Origin of the sequence: Pseudoalteromonas rubra (assembly GCF_001482385.1) — a bacterium.
GTDB lineage: Bacteria > Pseudomonadota > Gammaproteobacteria > Enterobacterales > Alteromonadaceae > Pseudoalteromonas > Pseudoalteromonas ardens.
The window spans coordinates 4,419,534-4,439,407 of record NZ_CP013611.1 but is presented as its reverse complement, the minus strand read 5'-3'; the positions used below and the strand labels follow the sequence as shown (position 1 = coordinate 4,439,407).

Annotated in this window: 18 protein-coding genes; 6 read left to right on the top strand and 12 right to left on the bottom strand. The window is 46.8% G+C overall.

All coding sequences use genetic code 11. The features are described 5' to 3' along the window. Window positions 1–39: 39 nt before the first annotated feature. From pyrH to rpsB, 3 genes are all read right to left on the bottom strand, one after another. Window positions 40–780 carry a UMP kinase gene (gene pyrH / locus AT705_RS19060; protein ID WP_010385750.1) on the bottom strand — a complete coding sequence of 247 codons (741 nt, stop codon included), beginning with the start codon at window positions 778–780 and terminating at the stop codon, window positions 40–42. Window positions 781–930: 150 nt separating this feature from the next. Beyond that, on the bottom strand, window positions 931–1,782 hold the full coding sequence (tsf, locus tag AT705_RS19055) for a translation elongation factor Ts (RefSeq protein ID WP_049866373.1): 852 nt from the start codon (window positions 1,780–1,782) through the stop codon (window positions 931–933). Window positions 1,783–1,945: 163 nt separating this feature from the next. Then, window positions 1,946–2,674, bottom strand: coding sequence for a 30S ribosomal protein S2 (gene rpsB / locus AT705_RS19050; protein ID WP_049866374.1), 729 nt, complete (start codon window positions 2,672–2,674; stop codon window positions 1,946–1,948). Between the two features lie 316 nt (window positions 2,675–2,990). Here rpsB and map point away from each other — a divergent pair, with 316 nt between their 5' ends. From map to dapD, 3 genes are all read left to right on the top strand, one after another. Then, window positions 2,991–3,782, top strand: a complete 792-nt coding sequence (gene map, locus AT705_RS19045) for a type I methionyl aminopeptidase (RefSeq protein ID WP_058797799.1) — start codon at window positions 2,991–2,993, stop codon at window positions 3,780–3,782. Window positions 3,783–3,943: 161 nt separating this feature from the next. After that, window positions 3,944–6,562, top strand: coding sequence for a [protein-PII] uridylyltransferase (gene glnD, locus AT705_RS19040; RefSeq protein WP_058797798.1), 2,619 nt, complete (start codon window positions 3,944–3,946; stop codon window positions 6,560–6,562). A gap of 11 nt (window positions 6,563–6,573) precedes the next feature. Then, window positions 6,574–7,401: a 2,3,4,5-tetrahydropyridine-2,6-dicarboxylate N-succinyltransferase gene (gene dapD / locus AT705_RS19035; RefSeq protein WP_010385745.1), complete on the top strand. Its 828-nt coding sequence runs from the start codon at window positions 6,574–6,576 to the stop codon at window positions 7,399–7,401. A 53-nt stretch (window positions 7,402–7,454) separates the two neighbouring features. Here dapD and AT705_RS19030 read toward each other — a convergent pair whose 3' ends face one another. The 4 genes from AT705_RS19030 to AT705_RS19015 form a co-directional block, all read right to left on the bottom strand. Further along, the gene (locus AT705_RS19030) at window positions 7,455–9,686 is read right to left on the bottom strand and encodes a TonB-dependent receptor plug domain-containing protein (protein ID WP_058797797.1); all 2,232 of its coding nucleotides are present in this window, start codon (window positions 9,684–9,686) and stop codon (window positions 7,455–7,457) included. Window positions 9,687–9,758: 72 nt separating this feature from the next. Continuing rightward, a complete protein-coding gene (locus AT705_RS19025) occupies window positions 9,759–10,862 on the bottom strand; it encodes a helix-turn-helix transcriptional regulator (RefSeq protein WP_058797796.1) in 1,104 nt (367 codons plus the stop codon). Window positions 10,863–11,179: 317 nt separating this feature from the next. Further along, window positions 11,180–12,133: a heme-binding protein gene (locus AT705_RS19020; RefSeq protein ID WP_058797795.1), complete on the bottom strand. Its 954-nt coding sequence runs from the start codon at window positions 12,131–12,133 to the stop codon at window positions 11,180–11,182. Window positions 12,134–12,431: 298 nt separating this feature from the next. Then, window positions 12,432–12,731, bottom strand: coding sequence for a helix-turn-helix domain-containing protein (locus AT705_RS19015; RefSeq protein ID WP_058797794.1), 300 nt, complete (start codon window positions 12,729–12,731; stop codon window positions 12,432–12,434). A gap of 218 nt (window positions 12,732–12,949) precedes the next feature. On the opposite strand from AT705_RS19015, the gene AT705_RS19010 reads away from it, so the two are divergent. After that, entirely contained in the window at window positions 12,950–13,396 is a 447-nt protein-coding gene (locus tag AT705_RS19010) for a helix-turn-helix domain-containing protein (protein WP_058797793.1), read from the top strand. A gap of 81 nt (window positions 13,397–13,477) precedes the next feature. On the opposite strand, the gene AT705_RS19005 is transcribed toward AT705_RS19010, so the two are convergent. Then, window positions 13,478–14,176 (bottom strand): FMN-dependent NADH-azoreductase, encoded by a 699-nt coding sequence (locus AT705_RS19005; protein WP_058797792.1) that lies wholly within the window; start codon window positions 14,174–14,176, stop codon window positions 13,478–13,480. A 126-nt stretch (window positions 14,177–14,302) separates the two neighbouring features. Here AT705_RS19005 and AT705_RS19000 point away from each other — a divergent pair, with 126 nt between their 5' ends. Then, window positions 14,303–15,178: a LysR family transcriptional regulator gene (locus AT705_RS19000; protein WP_058797791.1), complete on the top strand. Its 876-nt coding sequence runs from the start codon at window positions 14,303–14,305 to the stop codon at window positions 15,176–15,178. 133 nt (window positions 15,179–15,311) lie between these two features. Here AT705_RS19000 and AT705_RS18995 read toward each other — a convergent pair whose 3' ends face one another. The 4 genes from AT705_RS18995 to putP form a co-directional block, all read right to left on the bottom strand. Beyond that, window positions 15,312–15,638: a hypothetical protein gene (locus AT705_RS18995; RefSeq protein ID WP_058797790.1), complete on the bottom strand. Its 327-nt coding sequence runs from the start codon at window positions 15,636–15,638 to the stop codon at window positions 15,312–15,314. A gap of 1 nt (window position 15,639) precedes the next feature. Then, window positions 15,640–16,194 carry a hypothetical protein gene (locus AT705_RS18990; RefSeq protein ID WP_058797789.1) on the bottom strand — a complete coding sequence of 185 codons (555 nt, stop codon included), beginning with the start codon at window positions 16,192–16,194 and terminating at the stop codon, window positions 15,640–15,642. A 21-nt stretch (window positions 16,195–16,215) separates the two neighbouring features. Beyond that, entirely contained in the window at window positions 16,216–16,395 is a 180-nt protein-coding gene (locus tag AT705_RS18985) for a hypothetical protein (RefSeq protein WP_058797788.1), read from the bottom strand. Window positions 16,396–16,830: 435 nt separating this feature from the next. Then, window positions 16,831–18,309, bottom strand: coding sequence for a sodium/proline symporter PutP (gene putP, locus AT705_RS18980; RefSeq protein WP_058797787.1), 1,479 nt, complete (start codon window positions 18,307–18,309; stop codon window positions 16,831–16,833). A gap of 270 nt (window positions 18,310–18,579) precedes the next feature. Here putP and AT705_RS18975 point away from each other — a divergent pair, with 270 nt between their 5' ends. Then, window positions 18,580–19,803: an EAL and HDOD domain-containing protein gene (locus tag AT705_RS18975; protein ID WP_058797786.1), complete on the top strand. Its 1,224-nt coding sequence runs from the start codon at window positions 18,580–18,582 to the stop codon at window positions 19,801–19,803. The last annotated feature ends 71 nt before the right edge of the window (window positions 19,804–19,874 follow it).

Below are 19,874 nucleotides of genomic sequence, written 5' to 3'. Positions count from 1 at the left end.
GTTAAGTTGCTGGTATTGCCAGCCAATGCGCCAGAGCGCTTACTCTGCAGCTGGTTGTGTACTGATTAACGTACCTTCTTCTTCACCCATGATAACCCGCTTTAACGCGCCAGGTTTGTTCATGTTGAATACACTCAAAGGCATGTTGTGGTCACGGGCCAGCGTAAATGCCGCCAGGTCCATAACCTTTAATTCTCTTTCAATCACTTCATTGTACGTCAGGTGACGGTGTAATTCTGCATCCGGGTTTTTAACAGGGTCATCACTGAATACGCCGTCTACTTTGGTCGCTTTAATGACAGTGTCTGCTTCAATTTCAATACCGCGTAAACAAGCTGCCGAATCGGTTGTGAAGAACGGGTTACCGGTACCCGCAGAGAAAATAACCACGCGGCCAGATTTCAGTAAGCTGATTGCTTCTGCCCAGTTATACGCATCACAAACACCATTCAGAGGAATGGCAGACATCAGACGTGCATTCACAAACGCTCTGTGTAGTGCATCGCGCATTGCCAGGCCGTTCATCACAGTTGCCAGCATGCCCATGTGATCGCCCACTACGCGATTCATGCCCGCTTCGGCTAACGAGCCGCCACGTAAAAAGTTACCGCCGCCGATAACCAAACCCACTTCTACGTCGAGTTCTACAAGTTCTTTTATTTCTTGGGCCATACGATCCAATACTTTAGGATCGATTCCAAAGCCTTCATCTCCCATCAAAGCTTCGCCGCTAAGTTTAAGAAGAACGCGTCTAAAAACAGGTTTTCGATTGATAGTCATAATTTCCGGGCCAAATTAAAAGTGAGATACAAAATAACCGCGCTTATGAAAGACATAAATGCGCGGTTATTTTAGAGAATTTTGTGCAGTGACGCAAAAGCAAATCTCATATCGAGGGGGCTTTTGCATCACTTAATCACCTAAGCGTGATTATTCGCCTTTAGCAGCCGCGATTTGAGCAGCAACTTCAGCAGCGAAGTCTTCTTCTTTCTTCTCGATACCTTCACCAACTTCCAGGCGAATGAATGAAGAAACAGAAGCACCTTTTTCTTTCAGGTACTCACCAACAGACTTCTTAGGCTCCATGATGAAAGCTTGACCAGTAAGAGAGATCTCACCAGTGAACTTCTTCATGCGGCCAACAACCATTTTCTCAGCGATTTCAGCAGGCTTGCCTTCGTTCATAGCGATTTCAACTTGAACCGCTTTTTCTTTCTCTACAACCTCAGCAGGTACATCTTCTGGGTTTAGGTAGTCAGGCTTAGAAGCAGCAACGTGCATTGCAACGTGCTTCAGCGTTTCTTCGTCAGCTTCACCAGTTACAACAACACCGATACGGTCGCCGTGACGGTAAGCAGAGATGTTTGCACCATCGATGTACTCAACGCGACGTACGTTGATGTTTTCACCGATTTTAGCAACTAGTGCAACACGCGTTTCTTCGAACTTAGCTTTCAAAGTTTCGATGTCTGTTTTCGCTTCAGCAGCAGCGTCAAGAACAGTGTTTGCAAAACCCAGGAAGTTTTCGTCTTTAGCAACGAAGTCAGTTTGACAGTTAACTTCAAGAAGTGCAGCGAAACCTTCACCTTGCTTGATAAGGATTGTACCTTCAGCAGCAATGTTACCAGCTTTTTTAGCCGCTTTAGCAGCACCGCTCTTACGCATGTTTTCGATAGCTAGATCGATGTCACCGTTAGTTTCAGTTAGTGCTTTTTTACAATCCATCATGCCAGCGCCAGTGCGCTCGCGAAGTTCTTTAACTAGGGCAGCAGTTACAGCCATTAGAATATCCTCAATTCTGAATTCGGTTTTTTGATAAGCGAATTACCGCTTGTAAAGAATATCAAGTCTCCAGATAAATAAGATGAAGACTTGATGACAGCTTAGTGCGTTGCGACCGGCCACCCGCAAACTAGGTGTTGCCAGTGGCGCGGTATGCAATCAATTACTCAGCTTCTACGAAGTCGTCGCTTTCAGCTTGAGCAACGATGTTGCTTTCACGACCTTCAGTGATAGCAGTCGCTACAGCACCAGTGTAAAGCTGGATAGCGCGGATCGCGTCATCGTTACCTGGGATGATGAAGTCAACGCCATCTGGGTTAGAGTTAGTATCAACAACAGATACTACTGGAATGCCCAGGTTGTTTGCTTCACGGATAGCGATGTGCTCGTGGTCAGCATCGATGATGAAGATAGCGTCTGGAAGACCGCCCATATCTTTAATACCACCAAGGCTCTTCTCAAGCTTTTCCATTTCGCGAGTTTTCATCAAAGCTTCTTTTTTAGTCAGCTTCTCGAAAGTACCGTCTTGGCTTTGAGTCTCAAGGTCTTTAAGACGCTTGATTGATTGACGAACTGTTTTCCAGTTAGTCAACATACCACCTAACCAACGGTGATTTACGTAGAACTGCTCGCTTTGAATAGCTGCTTCTTTAACTGCTTCGCTTGCAGCGCGCTTAGTACCAACGAAAAGGATTTTACCTTTGTTAGATGCAACGTTCGAAAGGAACTTAAGTGCATCGTTGAACATAGGAACAGTCTTTTCCAGGTTGATGATATGAACACGGTTACGAGCGCCGAAGATGAAAGGCTTCATCTTAGGGTTCCAGTAACGAGCCTGGTGACCAAAGTGAACACCAGCTTGAAGCATATCGCGCATTGAAACGTTTGCCATTTGTATTTTCCTCTAAATTAAGTAGGGTTAGGCCTCCACATATCCCATAACACCAACAAGTTTGGCACTCCGGTAAACCGGTTATTTGTCCCTCACCTGCACCCAAGTGTATGTGTCGATATGTGTGTGTGTTAAAATTAAATTTCGTGTGGTCTTCGTTACAAACAACCTGAGAGCCTGAATCGGCCGAAAGATTTATTTGTAAAAAGACGGCGCGCTTTATACCATATAAAAGAAATTAACTCAACGTTTGGGCTAAAAATCGTTCATAAACTAGCCCGATGTTGTTGCGTCGAAACTATGACTTGGAGTCTCAATGAGTGCAGTGATCAAAACCCCTGAAGAAATCGAAAAGATGCGTGTTGCCGGTAAGTTAGCCGCTGAAGTCTTGGAAATGATTGAACCTTTTGTCAAACCAGGGGTGACGACCGATGAGCTAAACACCATTTGTCATAACTACATTGTAGATGTGCAGCAAGCAGTCCCTGCCCCACTTAACTACCATGGTTTTCCGAAGTCGATTTGTACCTCAGTAAATCATGTCATTTGTCATGGTATTCCAAACGACAAGCCACTCAAAGATGGCGACATCATCAACATTGACGTGACCGTTATCAAAGATGGCTATCATGGCGATACTTCAAAGATGTTTTTTGTTGGCAAACCCAGTATTCAGGGCAAGCGCCTGAGCGAAGTCACTCAGGAAGCGCTGTACATAGGCATTCGCATGGTGAAGCCAGGTGTACGCATTGGTGACATTGGCGCTGCTATCCAAAAATATGCGGAAGGCTTTAATTACTCTATCGTCCGCGAATATTGCGGCCATGGCATTGGCGCAGAATTCCACGAAGAACCGCAAATCGTCCACTATGGTAAAGCAGGCACCGGAGAAGCGCTTGAGGCAGGTATGTGTCTGACCATTGAGCCCATGGTCAATGCCGGCAAACGCCACTGCAAACTGCTGAAAGACGACTGGACCGTGGTAACCAAGGACCGCAGCCTGTCTGCACAGTGGGAGCACACATTGCTGGTTACAGAAAACGGTGTTGAGATCCTGACATTGCGCAGCGACGACACCATTGAGCGCGTGATTGAGCACAGCGCTTAATCCTTGCCATATCAACGCCACCATCGCGGTGGCGTTACCATCCGCTCACTATGCTGCCTTTTCATCCAGTTAAACACCCTTCTCCAATCACAACCTCGCATTTTTTTGTGACTTAGTGTAAAACTGAGCTGTGAGTTTTGCGCGCAACATAGGGAGCCCAGGTGGCACTACCAAACAAAGTAAAAACGCTTCTCGACGAAGCGCAAACCTTAAACGATTACAAAAACTGTCAAGCCTATTTTTATAAATGGCTGAACAACCAGTTTTCTAAGCAACCCGTCAGACAGCTGATCAATGCCCGGGCCGAGTTTATCGACCGCCTGTTGATTAAGTTGTACGCCGACACCGGGTTGGCCCAATTCCCTGACTTAGCCCTGATAGGGGTCGGTGGTTATGGTCGCGGAGAATTACACCCATACTCCGACATTGACTTTCTGTTGCTCTGTAAACAAGAACCCGGACCTGAGCTGACAGAGTCTCTGGAGTCATTCATGACCTTGCTGTGGGATCTTAATCTGGATATTGGCCACAGTGTCCGAACCCATGAACAGGTGCTTGAACAAAAGCGCGAAGATGTGCATTTCACCACCAGCCTGCTGGAAAGTCGCTTAATTTGCGGCAATCACGTTGAGTTTGAGCGACTCAAAAGCCACATTGTTGAAACGCCCATTTGGCAGTCAGATGAGTTCTTTATCGCTAAGGTCAAAGAACAACGACTGCGGCGTAAAAAGTGTCATGGCACCGCCTATAACCTTGAGCCAAATATCAAAGAAAACCCCGGCGGCCTGCGCGACCTTCAGACCATTTTCTGGGTTGCTAAAAAGCACTTTCATGCAGAAACACTCGAAGAGCTGATAAGTCATGGCTATCTGACCCACGAAGAATATCAGGAGCTGCTGGAATGCCTGGAGAACCTCTGGAATATCCGCTTTGCACTCCATCTGGCAGCCGGGCGCAGTGAAAATCGCTTGTTGTTTGATTACCAGCCGCATGCCGCTGAGCTGCTGGGATTTGGTTCCGAAGGTAAGGCGTCTGTGGAGCGCATGATGAAACGCCTGTTCCGGATCATGAGCCGGGTGCGTGAAATGAACCAGATGCTGCTGGCCTACTTTGAACAGAGCATTTTACCCGACCAAAGCGAACAAACCGTGATACCGCTCGATAACCACTTTGAACGTGTCGGAAATAAAATTCGGGTGAAAAATCCGTCCGTGTTTTTTCGCCGGGAAAATCTCATTTTACTATTTGAACATATTGCGGATAACACGGAAATTACCGACATCGACCCCAGCACCATTCGCACCGTTCGTCAGGTCAGACGACGCCTGCTGGGTGACTTACAAGATTACGCTGCTTGCCGTGACGCGCTCATGCGACTGCTTAAGCACCCTAACGGCATGGGCCGCGCCTTTACCCTAATGCACAAGCATGGGATCATCGCCGCCTACTTGCCACAATGGCGAAATATCTTTGGACAGATGCAGTTCGACTTGTTCCATGCCTATACCGTTGATGAGCATACGCACAAGCTTATCAACAATATTTATCGCTATTTTAGTCATGAGCACCAGGGCGAATTCCCGCTGTGTACTGAAATCGTCACCCGCATGGATAAACCTGAGCTGCTGTATCTGGCAGGTATCTTCCATGATATTGCCAAAGGCCGGGGCGGCGATCACTCTGAGCTGGGAGCCGTTGATGCCTCCGCCTTTGCACAAATGCACGGGTTCTCTTCCTCCGACTGTAAGCTTGTTGCCTGGTTGGTCGAAAACCACCTGTTGATGTCGGTCACCGCGCAGCGTAAGGACATCAATGATCCGGAAGTGATCAACGAATTTGCCACACGCATTAAAAACGAGCGCCAGCTCGACTATCTCTATTGTCTGACCGTTGCCGATATTCGCGCAACCAACGATAATCTGTGGAATGACTGGAAAAACACTTTATTGCGTGAGCTTTATTTGCTCACGCAGCGGGCGCTGCGCCTGGGTCTGGAAAACCCCATGGATATGCGTGATCAGATCCGCGATAAGAAACAACAGGCAAAACAGCGGCTGATCAATAAAGACTATCGCGAAGACCTGATTGACATGATCTGGGCACGCTTTAAAGCCAACTATTTTACCGCATTCAGCGAGCAGCAAATTTCCTGGCAAACCGAATATTTGCTCGGCCGAGATGACTTAAGCCAGCCCTGCGTAGTTGTATCAGAACAGCCTATGCATGGCGGTACCCAGGTGTTTGTTTATGCGCCTTACGAAGCCAGTTTATTTGCCAAACTGGTGGCGGTCATTGGTTCCAAGAAGGCCCAGATCCAGCATGCTCAGGTACTGACAACCAAAGATGGTTATGTGGTCTTTAGCTTTGTCATACTGGAAGTAGACGGTCGCCCCATCAGTGGTACCCGGGCCAAAACTTTGCGCCGCAGCCTGGAAGTGATCCTCACCGATCCGAAAAAGAAAATCCGGCTGAAAAAGAACCGCTCGCAGCGCTTTAAAGACTTTAATATTAAACCTAAGGTCGTGGTACGCCCCCACGCCCGTAGTGACCGAAACCTGATTGAGATCCAGGCAGTGGATATTCCCGGCTTACTGACTAAAATTGCCGAAGTTTTTCAAGTCCATTCACTGCACATTCACGCCGCACGTATTACCACAGTAGGCGAACGCGCGGAGGATTTCTTTGTGGTCTCGGACAAAGATTACCAACGTCTCAGTGAAGATGCCAAAGCATCGTTACATCGCTCACTGATGAAAAAACTCAATGCAGAATCTGAATAAATGAGGACACTATGTCGGATTTAAAAACCACAATTGAACAAGCCTGGGAACAACGCGATACCATCACTCCCAGTGATGTATCACCTCAGGTAAAAAATGCCATCATTGATGCACTGGCTTTACTGGACTCAGGCGCAGCACGCGTTGCTGAGAAAGTCAGCGGCGAGTGGGTTGTACACCAGTGGCTGAAAAAGGCGGTTCTGCTCTCATTCCGTATTCGCGATAACCAGCCTATGAATGACGGAGTAAACCAGTTTTTCGATAAAGTGCCCCTTAAGTTCAGCGATTATACCCCTGAGCAATTTCAGCAAGGCGGCATGCGTGTGGTCCCCAACGCCGTTGCACGTCAGGGTAGCTTCATTGGCAAAAATGTGGTTTTGATGCCGTCTTATGTCAATATTGGCGCTTATGTTGATGAAGGCACTATGGTTGATACTTGGGCCACTGTCGGTTCATGTGCTCAGATCGGTAAGAATGTGCACCTCTCTGGCGGTGTAGGCATTGGCGGCGTACTGGAGCCATTGCAAGCTAACCCAACCATTATCGAAGATAACTGCTTCATCGGTGCCCGCTCTGAAATTGTTGAAGGGGTCATTGTTGAAGAAGGCGCAGTAATTTCAATGGGCGTGTATATTTCCCAAAGTACGCGTATCTATGACCGTGAAACCGGCGAGATCCACTATGGCCGTGTTCCAGCCGGCGCCGTTGTCGTGCCAGGCTCATTACCAAGCAAAGACGGTACTCACAGCCTGTATGCGGCGATTATCGTTAAGAAAGTGGACCAGCAAACTCGTGAAAAAGTAGGCATCAACGCCCTGCTTCGCTCAGTTCAGGACTGATCCACAGTCTGATTTCAGCCCGGTGCATGAACCGGGCTTTATCTCACCCAAAGTTAAAATGCCCACTTAACCCCGAACGACGGAATAATCGGCAGCCAGTGCCCCCGCTCTTCCTTTTTGAGTAACTTTCCTTGTCCATCTACTGAATAGCTGGTTCGATCAATACAACATTCATTGTCAAAGTTCAGTAAATTAGAAACTTCAAAGAAAACAGTTAACTCACTGTTTGATAACGGATAGATTTTATGAATTCGCATATCTATGCGTTTGTAATTACCCAGTTTAAGCTGATTACGCTCATTAAGGCTGCGCTGGATTTCGTATGTTCCATTGGGCGTATTTTTTACCAGGCGGCCTGACTCGCCAGTCATAGGCCAGCCAGAGTGAAAATACACCAGTCCACTTATCTGCCAGCCATTATCAAACTGATAACGACTCGTCAGCTTGACAGCGTGCCTTTGATCCCAACTGCGCGGATACCAGCGACCGTTAATGCTGTCCTGTGCGTTAGACCAGCTGTAACTCGCATGCCACTGCCATTTGGAAGTAATGTGGTGCTGAAAACTCAGCTCAACACCTTTGACTCTGGCTGAGTCTGGCGCAACCCGATATCTGTCGGCCTGTCCTTCAGGTAAGAATTCATAAAGATCAAAGGCATTTTCATACCAGGGCCGTAGCTGAGACAGTTTTTTCAAATATGCTTCGGCGCGCCATTGAAATGCCGGGCTCAGCGCATGTTGATAAGATAAAATAACATGGCGCGCTTTCTCAACGCCATGAAACTCCGTGCTGCCATCGGCGACCTGCAAGCTGAGAATATCCTCAGGCTGGTAGTAATCCCCGGCACTCAGGGAAATCCGCTGCGCGTCTGTTGGCTGATATAGAAGCGCGACTCGTGGGCTCCATTGCGCTTTGGTAAACCCATAATAATCTTGCTGATCCCAGCGCAGACCCAGCTCAGCTACCCAGTCAGGGTTAAGTCGCCAACGATCACTGATATAGGCACCAAACACATTACCGGATGCGGTTAGCTGTGTTTTTTGCTGGCGGTAATCTTCACCATCATAATTTACCTGATACCAGGCCTCCAGCCAGTAGTCATACTCTGCATCCAGGTATTTGGCTTCAAAACCGGACTCCAGATAATGACTGTCACTGACACGCCACTGCCAGTCTTGTTTCAGTGAGTAAGCATAAAAAAACTTGTTATCGTCCAGGGTAAGCCACACTTCGGTCGGATCATATTGACCGCCGCTGCGGTTTTCTTCAACTCTGGCGACTGACAACAGCGTCTGGCTGCTCAGATCCTCACGCCAGTCGGAGCGCAGGACCACCCAAGCGTAGGCGCTGCTGTACTCACCACTGACCTTTTCCTTCACCTGATATTCCCGGACTCCATCCCATTCGGTAAAGGTGTCATCAAGTATTTCATCGTCCCAGGCGTAAAGAAAGTGCCCTGACAGCGACTGGGTATCCGTCAGCTCGTAACTGACCTTGGCAAACAAATCCGCATATATGGGTTCAAACTTATTTGATTCGTCTTCTACTGCGTCCAGTACCAGATCAAGATAACCGCGTCTGACCGATACCAGCCAGCTGCCTTTGTCGTCGTCAAATGTGCCCTGTGAGCCGGCTCTGGCATTAATGAAGCTTACTCCCAGACTATGTTCGTATTGCGGCATGTCATAGAGGCTCTCAATCGCCATGACACCACTCATTTTGTTGCCATAGCGTGCCGTAAATCCGCCGCTGGAAAAGTCCATTGCGCCTACGTTGTCCGTATCGACAATACTAAACGCACTGTTGAAGCTTTTCATATGAAAAGGCCGGTAAAGTTGCTGTCCATCCAGTAAAACGAGTACTTCATCCGAATGCCCACCGCGCACAAAAAAGTTAGCAGAGTAATCACCTGCGGCGACACCCGGTAAAGCGGGCATAAGCCGAAAAATATCATCGGCAATGTGCGGCATTGACTCAATACGCTCTTTGGAGAGGAAGTGCGTATTGTGCCGGGTGGCTAACGTATACTGGCTACCAGTGACCGTAATGCGCTCCAGATCAGACGGTGCAGCATTGGCATGTGCCATGGTTGTGTTCAAAGCGACACTAATCATCAGGACACTCAGCGATCCGGATGCCTGCGCCAGATGCTTGCCAGGCGCCTGAATTGTATTTTTTGCTTGTTCGGAATGAGTGCCATGATCTGTTGGCGCACCGGGCAGTAAAAAAGGCAATAGCCGCGGTCGTAAAAGCCTGTCCTGCTGAACGGGTATTTGTCTTATCATTGTTGTTTTCTCCATTGAAATAACAATGATATCCTTGCTTAGCGAGCGCTGCTTGTCGTCCTGACCGACTGATCAGGACATATTTTCTGCCGGTATTTTACTTTGTTTTCGATATGCGCCAGGTGTTAACTCGGTATAGCGTTTAAACGCCCCATAAAACGCAGAACGGGAGTTAAAGCCACTGTCCAGAGAGATGTCCAGAATGCTTCTGTCTGGTTGAGTAAGCAGCAGCTGCTGTGCATGCATCACTCTGAGCTGATTGATGAAATCGAAAAAACTCATGTTTTTACTTTGATTAATCGCCTGAGAAACATGGTGTCGGGAATGACCACATGCACAGGCAAGGTCGTGCAGCGTTAAATCCGCTTTCAGATAGAGCTTTTCGTCCAGCACCTGATCTTCAATCAGGTTGCAGAGCTGCACAGCCAGTGACTCTGACAGGGCCGAGTTTAAGTACTTTTCGCTGTGCGGCTTATCAAGTTCAACATATTGATTTTTTTTGATAAATATTTCTGGCTGACGCAAGCCGTAATAACTCATTAAATAAAAAAAGATAACTACGCCCAGCTCAGAGAAAAAGAACCAGCGCTCACCAATCAACCAGCCATACTCACAGCCAAATCCGTTGTCATGATCAATACACGCCATGGCATTCACTTCTATCGCTTCATCGATGAACCACAGCCCATAAAGCGAAAACAACATAATGAGCAGACGTCTTAGCCAGTTCAGGTTGATAAGTTCAAGTGACGAAAAGTTATTAGCCGAGAGGATCTGGTAAGCATTGAGTCTGCGCCACGCAAATACCAGATACACTGCGACCTGCAACATAGCGCCAAAAATAAAAACATTTTCAGACCCTGTCAGGTACCAGGATGGCAGATCCGGGGCATACATATCACCATACAAAAATTGCCATTTACTGCGTGCATCGAGTAAGAAGAACGGAATAGCACAAAGCAGTGCCAGCACAAACGGCAGTAAATGAACGCGATTAAACGCTATATAGACAGGCGACGTTAATCTGAGTACGTAGTAATAAAAACACGGTGCCAGCAGGAAGGTCAGAGGCTCCTGAAACCCTATAAGATGAGGCAAATAGTAAAACGCCCCACTTTCATCAAGCAATATAAAAAACAACAGTGCAACAAAGCACTGAACACACAAAGCAAGCATCCTGTTTGCATCATTCGCTGTATTCTTCCGTATCAGTTCGTAACTGAGATACAGACCATGAAGACAACCCAAAGATAATATGACCAGTGTGAACATGCTAATTCTAACCAAGGTGTTAGCTTACGGCGTTTACTACGCCATGCGCTTGTGGCTTTATTGTTAATTATTTCTGCCTAGTGTGTTCCCTTATTGGTTAAATTGCAAGACACAATGGATCTGTCCCTCCTCATTTTAAACGCCAAATCGAGTTGACTCTGTAACCTGACGAGAAAGCGCCACTGCTGCAAACCAAAAGCAAGCAGCAGTGACTGCGATTATCAGGTGTCCACTTTTTCCAGCGTATTGATGCTGATGTGTGGCCAGCGGATCAATTCGCCGGGCCTGTCTTTACGATTGAAAAAGTCCAGGATCACGTTCTGAGAATACTGTAACCAAAGCTTTGGGTTGCCGTGTTGGTCAGTCTCCGTTAATTCGTAAATCCAAAATGTGGAATGTACTTCAGCGGCATTTGCCTGGCGCGTGACAAACGGAATATTGTTTACAGAGCCGGACGCCGCGGTTGTACGCACTTCCAGCTTGGTCGTATTTTTCACTTTGCCAGCGCTCAGTAAAGGGGCAATGACTTTTTGCAGCAGTGCATTTGCCTGGGTTGGATCAAACAGGCCTTCAAAAGGCTGATCTCTGAAGTGTTTATAGGGCGCCAGGTAAGGATTGGTGCCTATATCGCCCGATACCCCTATGGGTAAGCCATTCAGCGCGGGGATCTCAAATCCAGACTGAGAATGCGCACTCTTACCCAATGCGATCACCGCATCGCCATGGGGAATACTGGACAGGCGAGCAATGTCCAGGTCATCGGTTAACTGATCACGCATGTGTAACCACAGACCGGGTTCATGGTGAATTGCCAGCCCAGGTTTACCCTCTAGCCCGGAATGTGGATAGTCTTGAGCAGCTATCTGGTTAATGATTTGGGTGTAATCGAGCGTAGCAACGGATTGATCCTCCGGAATACCCCGATTTGGTACGCCCTTATCAACCAGGCTGAAAGTCAGTTCTTCGTCATATTGGTTCATCAGCAGCCGATAATCCAGATCGCCTGCCGTAAAAGGCAAAGCTATCATATTCCAGCCATGACCTTCGAGATTGCCCGTATTTTTCCACGTGCCGGGAAGATGACACAAAGGACCTAGCTCAGAGTCCTGCTGTTCCCCGATTATAATTTTACGTTGGTTCTGATCAAACCCTAACTGCGATTTAGCTGACGACATAAAATGGTTCCTTATACTTGCTTAATTGCACCCAGCGCACCTTGAAAAGGCAATATAGGTTTGCTAGGCGTGACGAGGCGGGACCACCAGCTGAAGAGCCTGCTCTTTTTAGAAACAGTGCACCTTGGCTATTAACCAGAAAAGAATCGCATGAGTCAGGACTCTCGCTCCCAATGGAAAGCTAGTACAAGATCAGCATTTAAACGAATAAAAAAAAGCGGGCACGAGCGTGCCCAGACAACACGATATGTTAGCTAGGAGGCTTACCTGACAGAGATACTGTCAGTGATTCATTGCGTTAGGCTGACTGCTTTTCGTCAACCAGGTCGCTTTGCGCTCCCTGCTCCAGCAAACTCATAAAGTTTGGCTGGCCAAAAATCATCATAATATCGAGTAATTGACAGGCAGATAAGTCAGACTTACCGCACTCCCAGTTAGAGATGGTTGCCTGATCAACAGGCGTGACAAGCTTTTTGCCTAACTCAGCCTGAGTTAAGTTCATTTCTCTGCGTAGACGACGAATAGCAGTTTGAATTTGCTTCCTGGCTGCCATGGTGTGTGCTTTACGCACAGATTCATTTCTTTTAACAGTAGTCATAACATATCCGCTTATTATCAATCACAGTGTCTTACAAACCTAAAGCAAAGTGTTTAACGCCATAAAACCAACACGCGCCTAAGCACAGGTCTGAGCCTACACCTATCCGGGGACTGTTCCGGCCAAGTGTTTAATTTTTCGTCCCGGTTAGACATTTGACTGAGAGTCATGTAGTCTGAACGGGTCAGGTGGATAAATAATTAACCGGATTGGGTCATATGTCAAATACTTTTGCTACAAGATTAAAACAGTTACGTATCAACTTGGGTTATTCTCAGGTTGGCTTTTCAGAAATACTGGATATTCCCACTGCTTCGTATCGAAAGTATGAGAAAGATGTCAGGGAACCTACCTTGTCGGTAGTAAGCAAATTCTTTTTACATCCGGCGACTAAAGACAGCGCATTATGGCTGCTGACCGGCGAACAGCAAAATGTGACCCATACGCCCCCGGCCCCTGTAGAGCCGCCGCTGGCTTACCACTCTGACATGGAACAAAGCCTGATCACCAGCATTGCCAATTCCCTTGAGTTCATTTCGCATATGAAGTGGTTTACACCCGGCACGCAGGCAGGATATCAGGATTATGGCCATATTATTCTGCGCGACCTGAAACCCCTCCTCCAGCAGAGCTCGGTCGCACACAATGAAAAAAAGCGGGCTTAATAAAGCACGTTATTGAAGAAAACAAAAGTAACCCAAAGCGACCACTTTTGTAGTTAAACAGAACAATCTTAGTAACCGCTCTTACACCAGCTGTTCGTCAGTGTGTGTGATTTGCTGGCTCTGAGCCAATGCCAATGCAAGACTTTGCGCTTGTTCAAACGCCTGTGTAAGCGAAGCCTGATGCCTGTCATCGGCAAACTCCTGATATTCACTGACTATTTCATACATGGTTTCAACCCCGAGATAACGACTTAACGTGCGTAAATGTGGCATCAGATGATTGCTTTTGGCTCTTATCTCAGGCTCTTCGAAGCCAAATTCGCCACATGAGGCTATGGCAACCAATGTTTTACCCGACAGTAAAGGCGCTAACGGAAAGTCTCCCCGCTTGAGATCAAAATCAAATGTTTTGTTAACCCGAACAATCTGATCAAACCAGGCCTTGAGTTGTGCTGGCATGCCATAATTGTACATAGGTGTTGAAATGACAATAATGTCGGCACGGGTCAGCTCATCGATCAGCGTATCGGATAAGGCCAATAGCAGCTTCTGATCCGCAGTCCTTTTACTTTCCGGGGTGAATACAGCCCCAATCCAATCCTGAGTGATAAATTGTGGTGGATGTATCCCTACATCACGATAGATATATTCATCTATTGAAGACGTTTCTTGCCAGCTTTCGACAAACTGCCGGGCAATCTGCTTCGACAGTGAATTATGTGATGGATTGTCATTGTCAATCGCTCTGACGCTTGAATCTATATGTAAAATTGTGCTCATGCTAGTTACCTTTTTGATTACTGAACAGGTGACAGTGTGCGTTAAGGCACTCAGCTGAACAAACGATACTCTTACACCTATAGATGAGTTAAAATCACCCATAAGATTGTTGATTGGATGACTAACATGGCATTATCTGTTTCTTTACAGGCACTCAGGGCGTTCGACGCTGCGGCACGCCATGGCAGCTTCAAACACGCAGCAGAAGAGCTTTCCTTAACGCCAACAGCGATTTCTCATCACATCAGTAAGCTCGAACACCGCCTCAATGTGCGTTTATTTCAACGCTTGCCCAGAAAGGTTCTGCTCACTGAAACTGGCGTGTTGCTGGCCAATGCGACTTCCGAGGGCTTTGCAACAATTGAAAGTGCGCTGGCAGACATTCAGCAACTCAATGAAGTCGTCCAGGTGAGCACCACTTCTTCATTTGCGGCGCTGGTGCTATTACCTGCACAAGGTGCGTTCTCAGCACGTTATCCGGACATCTCGATGCAAGTTTCAAGTGGAGAGCTGCCTGATAACCTGCCCAATTCAATCCCCGTAAGGCTGGGTAACATCAAAGACGTCCCGGTTGAAGACCGCCTGAGTGGGGAGCGGTTCAACTTGTTTGGAAGCAAGGCGCTCAGGGCATTAGAGGGCGCTGCGGTCCGACCGTTACTCTATACAACACGCTGGAAGAATCGCGAGCTGTGTGAACCTCCGCTGGATGACTGGCTGGCACACAACGGACTGAGTAAAGCAGACTTTGTTATCCGGGAGTTTGATCAGGAGTTGTTTGGTATTCAGCAGGCTGTGATAGAAAACGCCCTGGTGTTTTGTTCAGAGATACTGGCCCGGGGCATGTGCTCAACCGGCCAGTTGGCCCCAGTGGGAGAAAAAAGCATAACTTCGCCATTGTGCTACTACATTCCCAATAAAACACGATTCAGAACGCATAACGCAGTGAAGTTTATTGAGTGGATCCAGGATTTAGTCAGACTGAAAAGTAGTAATAGACGTTAATTGCTGCAGTAAAGCTTATCGATGTGAGATTTACAGCTATCTGAAATCGCTGGATGGAATGGCCAATACCACCGATAACCCATGTAAATAACCACACGAAAGCGCGCGGCTTAGCAGTTAGAAGTTAGCAGACCTATTTAACCACCTTCAGGATGACTCTGTCTTTCTCAACGGCCTGGTTGTTTTCTGCTCTGAATTCTTCAACGCGGTCATAAATATCTTTCACACCATAATATTGTTCAAGGTTCTTTTCAGCAGCAAGCAAATCGCCAAACTCCATTACAATTTCGTATGCTTCGCTGTACTTGTCCTCGACTTCTTCGTTGTTTTCTTTTGCAACAGTGATCAGCGACCTAAAGCGTTGTTCAAACAGCTTTAAACTAGACCCCTTTACAATCATGGCCAAAACAAAAATCAGCGCCATAATGATTAACATACTACCAATTAAGATCAGCTCCATATTAAATCTCTCCTTTGGCGAGTTTAGATTCCATTATTCTATAGAAAGGGTATTTGGCTAAAACAAAAAATGTACCAATGTTGCACATCACTACAAATGGTCCGTAGATATCAAACAAGATGTCACTATCTAAGTAGCCTCGTAAAACCAACTGGCTAAAATTCATAAACATTACTGCTAGTGCTATGTATGCTACAGTTCTTGTAGTTACAGAAAAACTACACCCTCGAATGGCATGCAAGAGGTACAAAACTGTCATAAATCCAGCCCCAGTGCACACCAAAGAAAAATAATAAACTTGACGCATCTGAACCGACTCAAAAGGAAGGCCTAAAATGTAAGTACCTAAACTAGAGCTGGACGTGTAAAACACAAGCACCGCCAGAGAAGATAGAAAGCATGAATGCAGCTCATGGTCGCTTTGCTTTTTCAGGGTCTTTTTTCCCCCAAAGAAAAGTTCAAAGCGGTGCTGCTTAAAGCAGTGCAGCAGGAACAATACAACGAATAGTTCTAACGCTGTTATTATCCATCCAGTAACTATAAAAAACTCATTCATGCTCGGCAAAAATCCTACTATTTACCCGCCAAAAAATACTGTTTTAGCTTCAGGGGAAAAACGCTGCACTTTTGGTTGTGCACCATTCCCACCACCAGTTCCACCAGTTACCAATCGTACACTTTCTAGAGTTAAGTTCAGAGAGCTGTCTAGCTGGTTCATTTTTGGTTTGTTATTTAAGCGCTTTATAAAAAACTTCATAATATTTTCCGTCCTTCTTTGATATTTAAAAGGACCACCCACAAAAGGTTGCGTTCATGTTAACCTCATTGCCATATAGTAACAAGCATTAATTGCTTTAAATTCACATTATTGCGGATGATCTCCTGCATCATGACATTGGCCAAAAAGCCTACTACTGACCGGATCACGATAGTGTCCATCATAAGGAAAATTAGAAAAAATGGAACAACAATACGACAAATTGGACATGCGAAAACTATACCGGGTCAAAACTGGCGAGACTGTAAATCTGTTCAACTGTCAGATTTTCTGGCTGAATGGTAGAAAAGCCCGTCTGTCTCATAGCGCAAATATAAAAAAGCCGCAGCTAGAAAGCTACGGCTATTGAAGTCGATGCAACGCTTTATACCAATTTCACTTAATACCTGTTCGATTTGAAGGAGCAAATAGGTATTAAAGTGCTTTTTGCATTTCTTCGAACGTGTCTGTTATTTCAGTGCGGGGTGCTGACGTTGCCAGGCTCACGGCAACGATCGCAATAGCGGATGCAATAAACCCAGGTACAATTTCATAGATAAGCGCACTAAGCGGTTGGCCATCTACCGTTACCGGGCCATAGATCCAGAACAACACGGTTGCTGCGCCCACTATCATGCCCGACAATGCACCCGCAAAGTTCATACGCTTCCAGAATAAGCTGAGCAGTACCAGAGGACCAAATGCAGCACCAAACCCGGCCCAAGCATTACTTACCAGGCTTAAGATGGTGCTGTCTCTGTCGTATGCAAGGTAGATTGCAAACATAGAAACCAGCGCCACACTGATCCGCCCTACCAGCACAAGCTCTTTATCTGATGCCTCTTTGCGCAGGAAGATCTTGTAGAAGTCTTCAGTTAATGAACTGGAGCTCACCAAAAGCTGAGACGAAATGGTACTCATAATCGCTGCCAAAATCGCAGCAAGTAAGAAACCTGCAATCAACGGGTGGAAGAGCAATTCAGATAAGATCAGGAAAATGGTTTCAGGATCTTCAACCACAATGCCCTTTTCGTGGGCGTACGCTGCGCCAAACAGACCCGTTGTGATAGCCCCTAAAGTGGCCACCAGCATCCAGCTCATACCAATGCGACGCGCCGTTGGCATATCTTTAACGCTGCGCACTGACATAAAGCGCACGATAATATGTGGTTGCCCGAAATAACCCAGACCCCAGGACATGGCAGAAACGATGCCAATAGCGCCACCTGCTCCAATCAAGGTTAGTAGCTGTGGATTGATTTCATTAAGCGTAACGTTCAGCGGGTTATCCAGTAATGAATAAGTCACCACTGGCACTAAAATTAGCGCCAGGAACATAATACACCCCTGCACAAAGTCGGTCAGACTAACCGCCAGAAACCCACCAAACAAAGTATACAAAACCACCACGCCCGTCGTGATATACAAACCGGCTTCGTAACTCATGCCAAAGGAGTTTTCAAATAGCTTACCGCCGGAAACCACACCAGCAGACGTATACATTGTGAAGAAAACAATGATCACCAGCGCAGATACAATACGCAATGCATTGCCTTTATCTTCAAAGCGATTAGCAAAGTAGTCCGGAATGGTTATCGCGTCGTTCGCCAGCTCGGTATATACACGTAAACGCGGTGCCACCAGCAGGTAATTTAAAAATGCGCCAATCAGCAGACCAATGGCAATCCAGGTACTGCTAAAACCGCTCACAAACATGGCGCCGGGCAGGCCCATCAGGATCCAGCCACTCATATCTGAGGCACCCGCAGACAGGGCCGCAACACTGGGTGGAAGGCTTCTTCCACCTAACATATAACCCGACACATCACTGGTTGACTTACGATACGCGTACAGTCCAATTCCCAGCATGGCGATGAAATACATGGCAAGAGAGATCATAGTGCCAGTTTCCAAAATTACCTCCTATAGTCGAGCTCCTCTCCACAATATCAGATGCTGTTTTGTTGTTAGCTGAGATTGGGACAAAAGCCATTGCGAAAGCGCCACTATAACATGGCAAAGATCGCCACCCAAGCTACACAAGGTGAAGTGCTTATGAATTGCGCGCAAACGACCTCATACCTTAATACCAAAAGCTGAAACAAGCTGAATTAGTTAATGAAATATGCCTGAGATTGCCTTATATTGTTCTGCAGTAGAAGTATTCAGTCAGGTGTATCTTTCATGTATTTTTATGCCGCCAGGCAGCCAATCCTAAACAAAAACAAAGAGCTCGTGGGCTACGAGCTGCTTTTTCGCGACGGTTTAGACAATGTCTTTCCTGAGATAGATGGCTCTGAAGCGACCTCCAGATTGATCGAAGGCAGCCAGTTTAACTTTGGTCTGGAAGATTTGACCGACAATAAACCGGCCTATATCAACTTCACACTCGACACCTTGCTGAAAGGTTACCCCACCATGATGGGGCGTGAGCAATTGGTTGTAGAAATTCTTGAAACCGTTCAGCCGGGGAAACGCCTGCTCGGTGCAGTGCAGGACCTGAAGCAAAAAGGCTACACCATAGTGCTTGATGATTATCAGCATCAAAAAGTGTGGCGACATTTCTACCCCTTCATTGATCAAATCAAGATAGACATGCTGACCACAGATGTCGCAACCATTGAAGAGATTAAAGAAGCCATTGCACCGTTTAAAAATATTGAGCTGGTTGCCGAAAAAGTCGAAACACATGAGCAGTACCAGCAGGCACTTGATCTTGGATTCAGCTATTTCCAGGGGTTCTTTTTTGCCAAGCCCGAAGTGGTTCAGAGTAAAACCCTGCCCCCTTCAGAGATGGCGCTGGCCGAACTGCTATACGAAACATCCAGCGTTGACGTCGACTTAAAGCGGATCACACAAGTATTCGAGCGCGATGTTAACCTCAGCTATAAGCTGCTGCGCTACTCAAATTCAGCCGCCTTTAAACGGCGTGCAGAGATCTCCACCATTAAGCAAGCTTTGGTGGTACTTGGCAATCAGGAGCTGAAGAAGTTTCTTTCTTTACTCTTTGCCTCTCAGGTGTCTTCAGAGAAACCACTCGAACTGGTCCGTCTGTCTCTGACTCGCGCGCGTTTTGCTGAGTTATTAGCGGTTAAACACCGTAACCTAAAAGACACCGGCATGGCCTTCCTGGCAGGTATGATGTCACTGATGGACGCAATTTTAGATGAAAGCATGGACAGTGTGATGAACAAGCTGCCACTGGCTATTGAGATCAAAGATGCCCTAGTGAAGCAAGAAGGTCTGCTGGCCAGTTACCTGGCGCTCATCAAACTCTATGAACAAGCCGAGTGGCAGGGGGCCAATGAACTGTCGCAGCAACTGGGCCTTGACCCTGATCTGTTGCCTGATTATTACCACGAAGCCCTGCAATGGTGCGATCAACAAATGGAAGTGATGGCCATATAGGTTGTACTGCATTTTATCATCCAAAAACAGCCGCCATTTGGTGGCTGTTTTTGTTTTAGGTCAAAGTTTTT

Bases quoted from the DNA above. Each gene is read 5' to 3' on its own strand.
- pyrH (WP_010385750.1), bottom strand. From the start codon at position 780: ATGACTATCAATCGAAAACCTGTTTTTAGACGCGTTCTTCTTAAACTT.
- tsf (WP_049866373.1), bottom strand. From the start codon at position 1,782: ATGGCTGTAACTGCTGCCCTAGTTAAAGAACTTCGCGAGCGCACTGGC.
- rpsB (WP_049866374.1), bottom strand. From the start codon at position 2,674: ATGGCAAACGTTTCAATGCGCGATATGCTTCAAGCTGGTGTTCACTTT.
- map (WP_058797799.1), top strand. From the start codon at position 2,991: ATGAGTGCAGTGATCAAAACCCCTGAAGAAATCGAAAAGATGCGTGTT.
- dapD (WP_010385745.1), top strand. From the start codon at position 6,574: ATGTCGGATTTAAAAACCACAATTGAACAAGCCTGGGAACAACGCGAT.
- AT705_RS19030 (WP_058797797.1), bottom strand. From the start codon at position 9,686: ATGATAAGACAAATACCCGTTCAGCAGGACAGGCTTTTACGACCGCGG.
- AT705_RS19025 (WP_058797796.1), bottom strand. From the start codon at position 10,862: ATGCTTGCTTTGTGTGTTCAGTGCTTTGTTGCACTGTTGTTTTTTATA.
- AT705_RS19020 (WP_058797795.1), bottom strand. From the start codon at position 12,133: ATGTCGTCAGCTAAATCGCAGTTAGGGTTTGATCAGAACCAACGTAAA.
- AT705_RS19015 (WP_058797794.1), bottom strand. From the start codon at position 12,731: ATGACTACTGTTAAAAGAAATGAATCTGTGCGTAAAGCACACACCATG.
- AT705_RS19010 (WP_058797793.1), top strand. From the start codon at position 12,950: ATGTCAAATACTTTTGCTACAAGATTAAAACAGTTACGTATCAACTTG.
- AT705_RS19005 (WP_058797792.1), bottom strand. From the start codon at position 14,176: ATGAGCACAATTTTACATATAGATTCAAGCGTCAGAGCGATTGACAAT.
- AT705_RS19000 (WP_058797791.1), top strand. From the start codon at position 14,303: ATGGCATTATCTGTTTCTTTACAGGCACTCAGGGCGTTCGACGCTGCG.
- AT705_RS18995 (WP_058797790.1), bottom strand. From the start codon at position 15,638: ATGGAGCTGATCTTAATTGGTAGTATGTTAATCATTATGGCGCTGATT.
- AT705_RS18990 (WP_058797789.1), bottom strand. From the start codon at position 16,194: ATGAATGAGTTTTTTATAGTTACTGGATGGATAATAACAGCGTTAGAA.
- AT705_RS18985 (WP_058797788.1), bottom strand. From the start codon at position 16,395: ATGAAGTTTTTTATAAAGCGCTTAAATAACAAACCAAAAATGAACCAG.
- AT705_RS18975 (WP_058797786.1), top strand. From the start codon at position 18,580: ATGTATTTTTATGCCGCCAGGCAGCCAATCCTAAACAAAAACAAAGAG.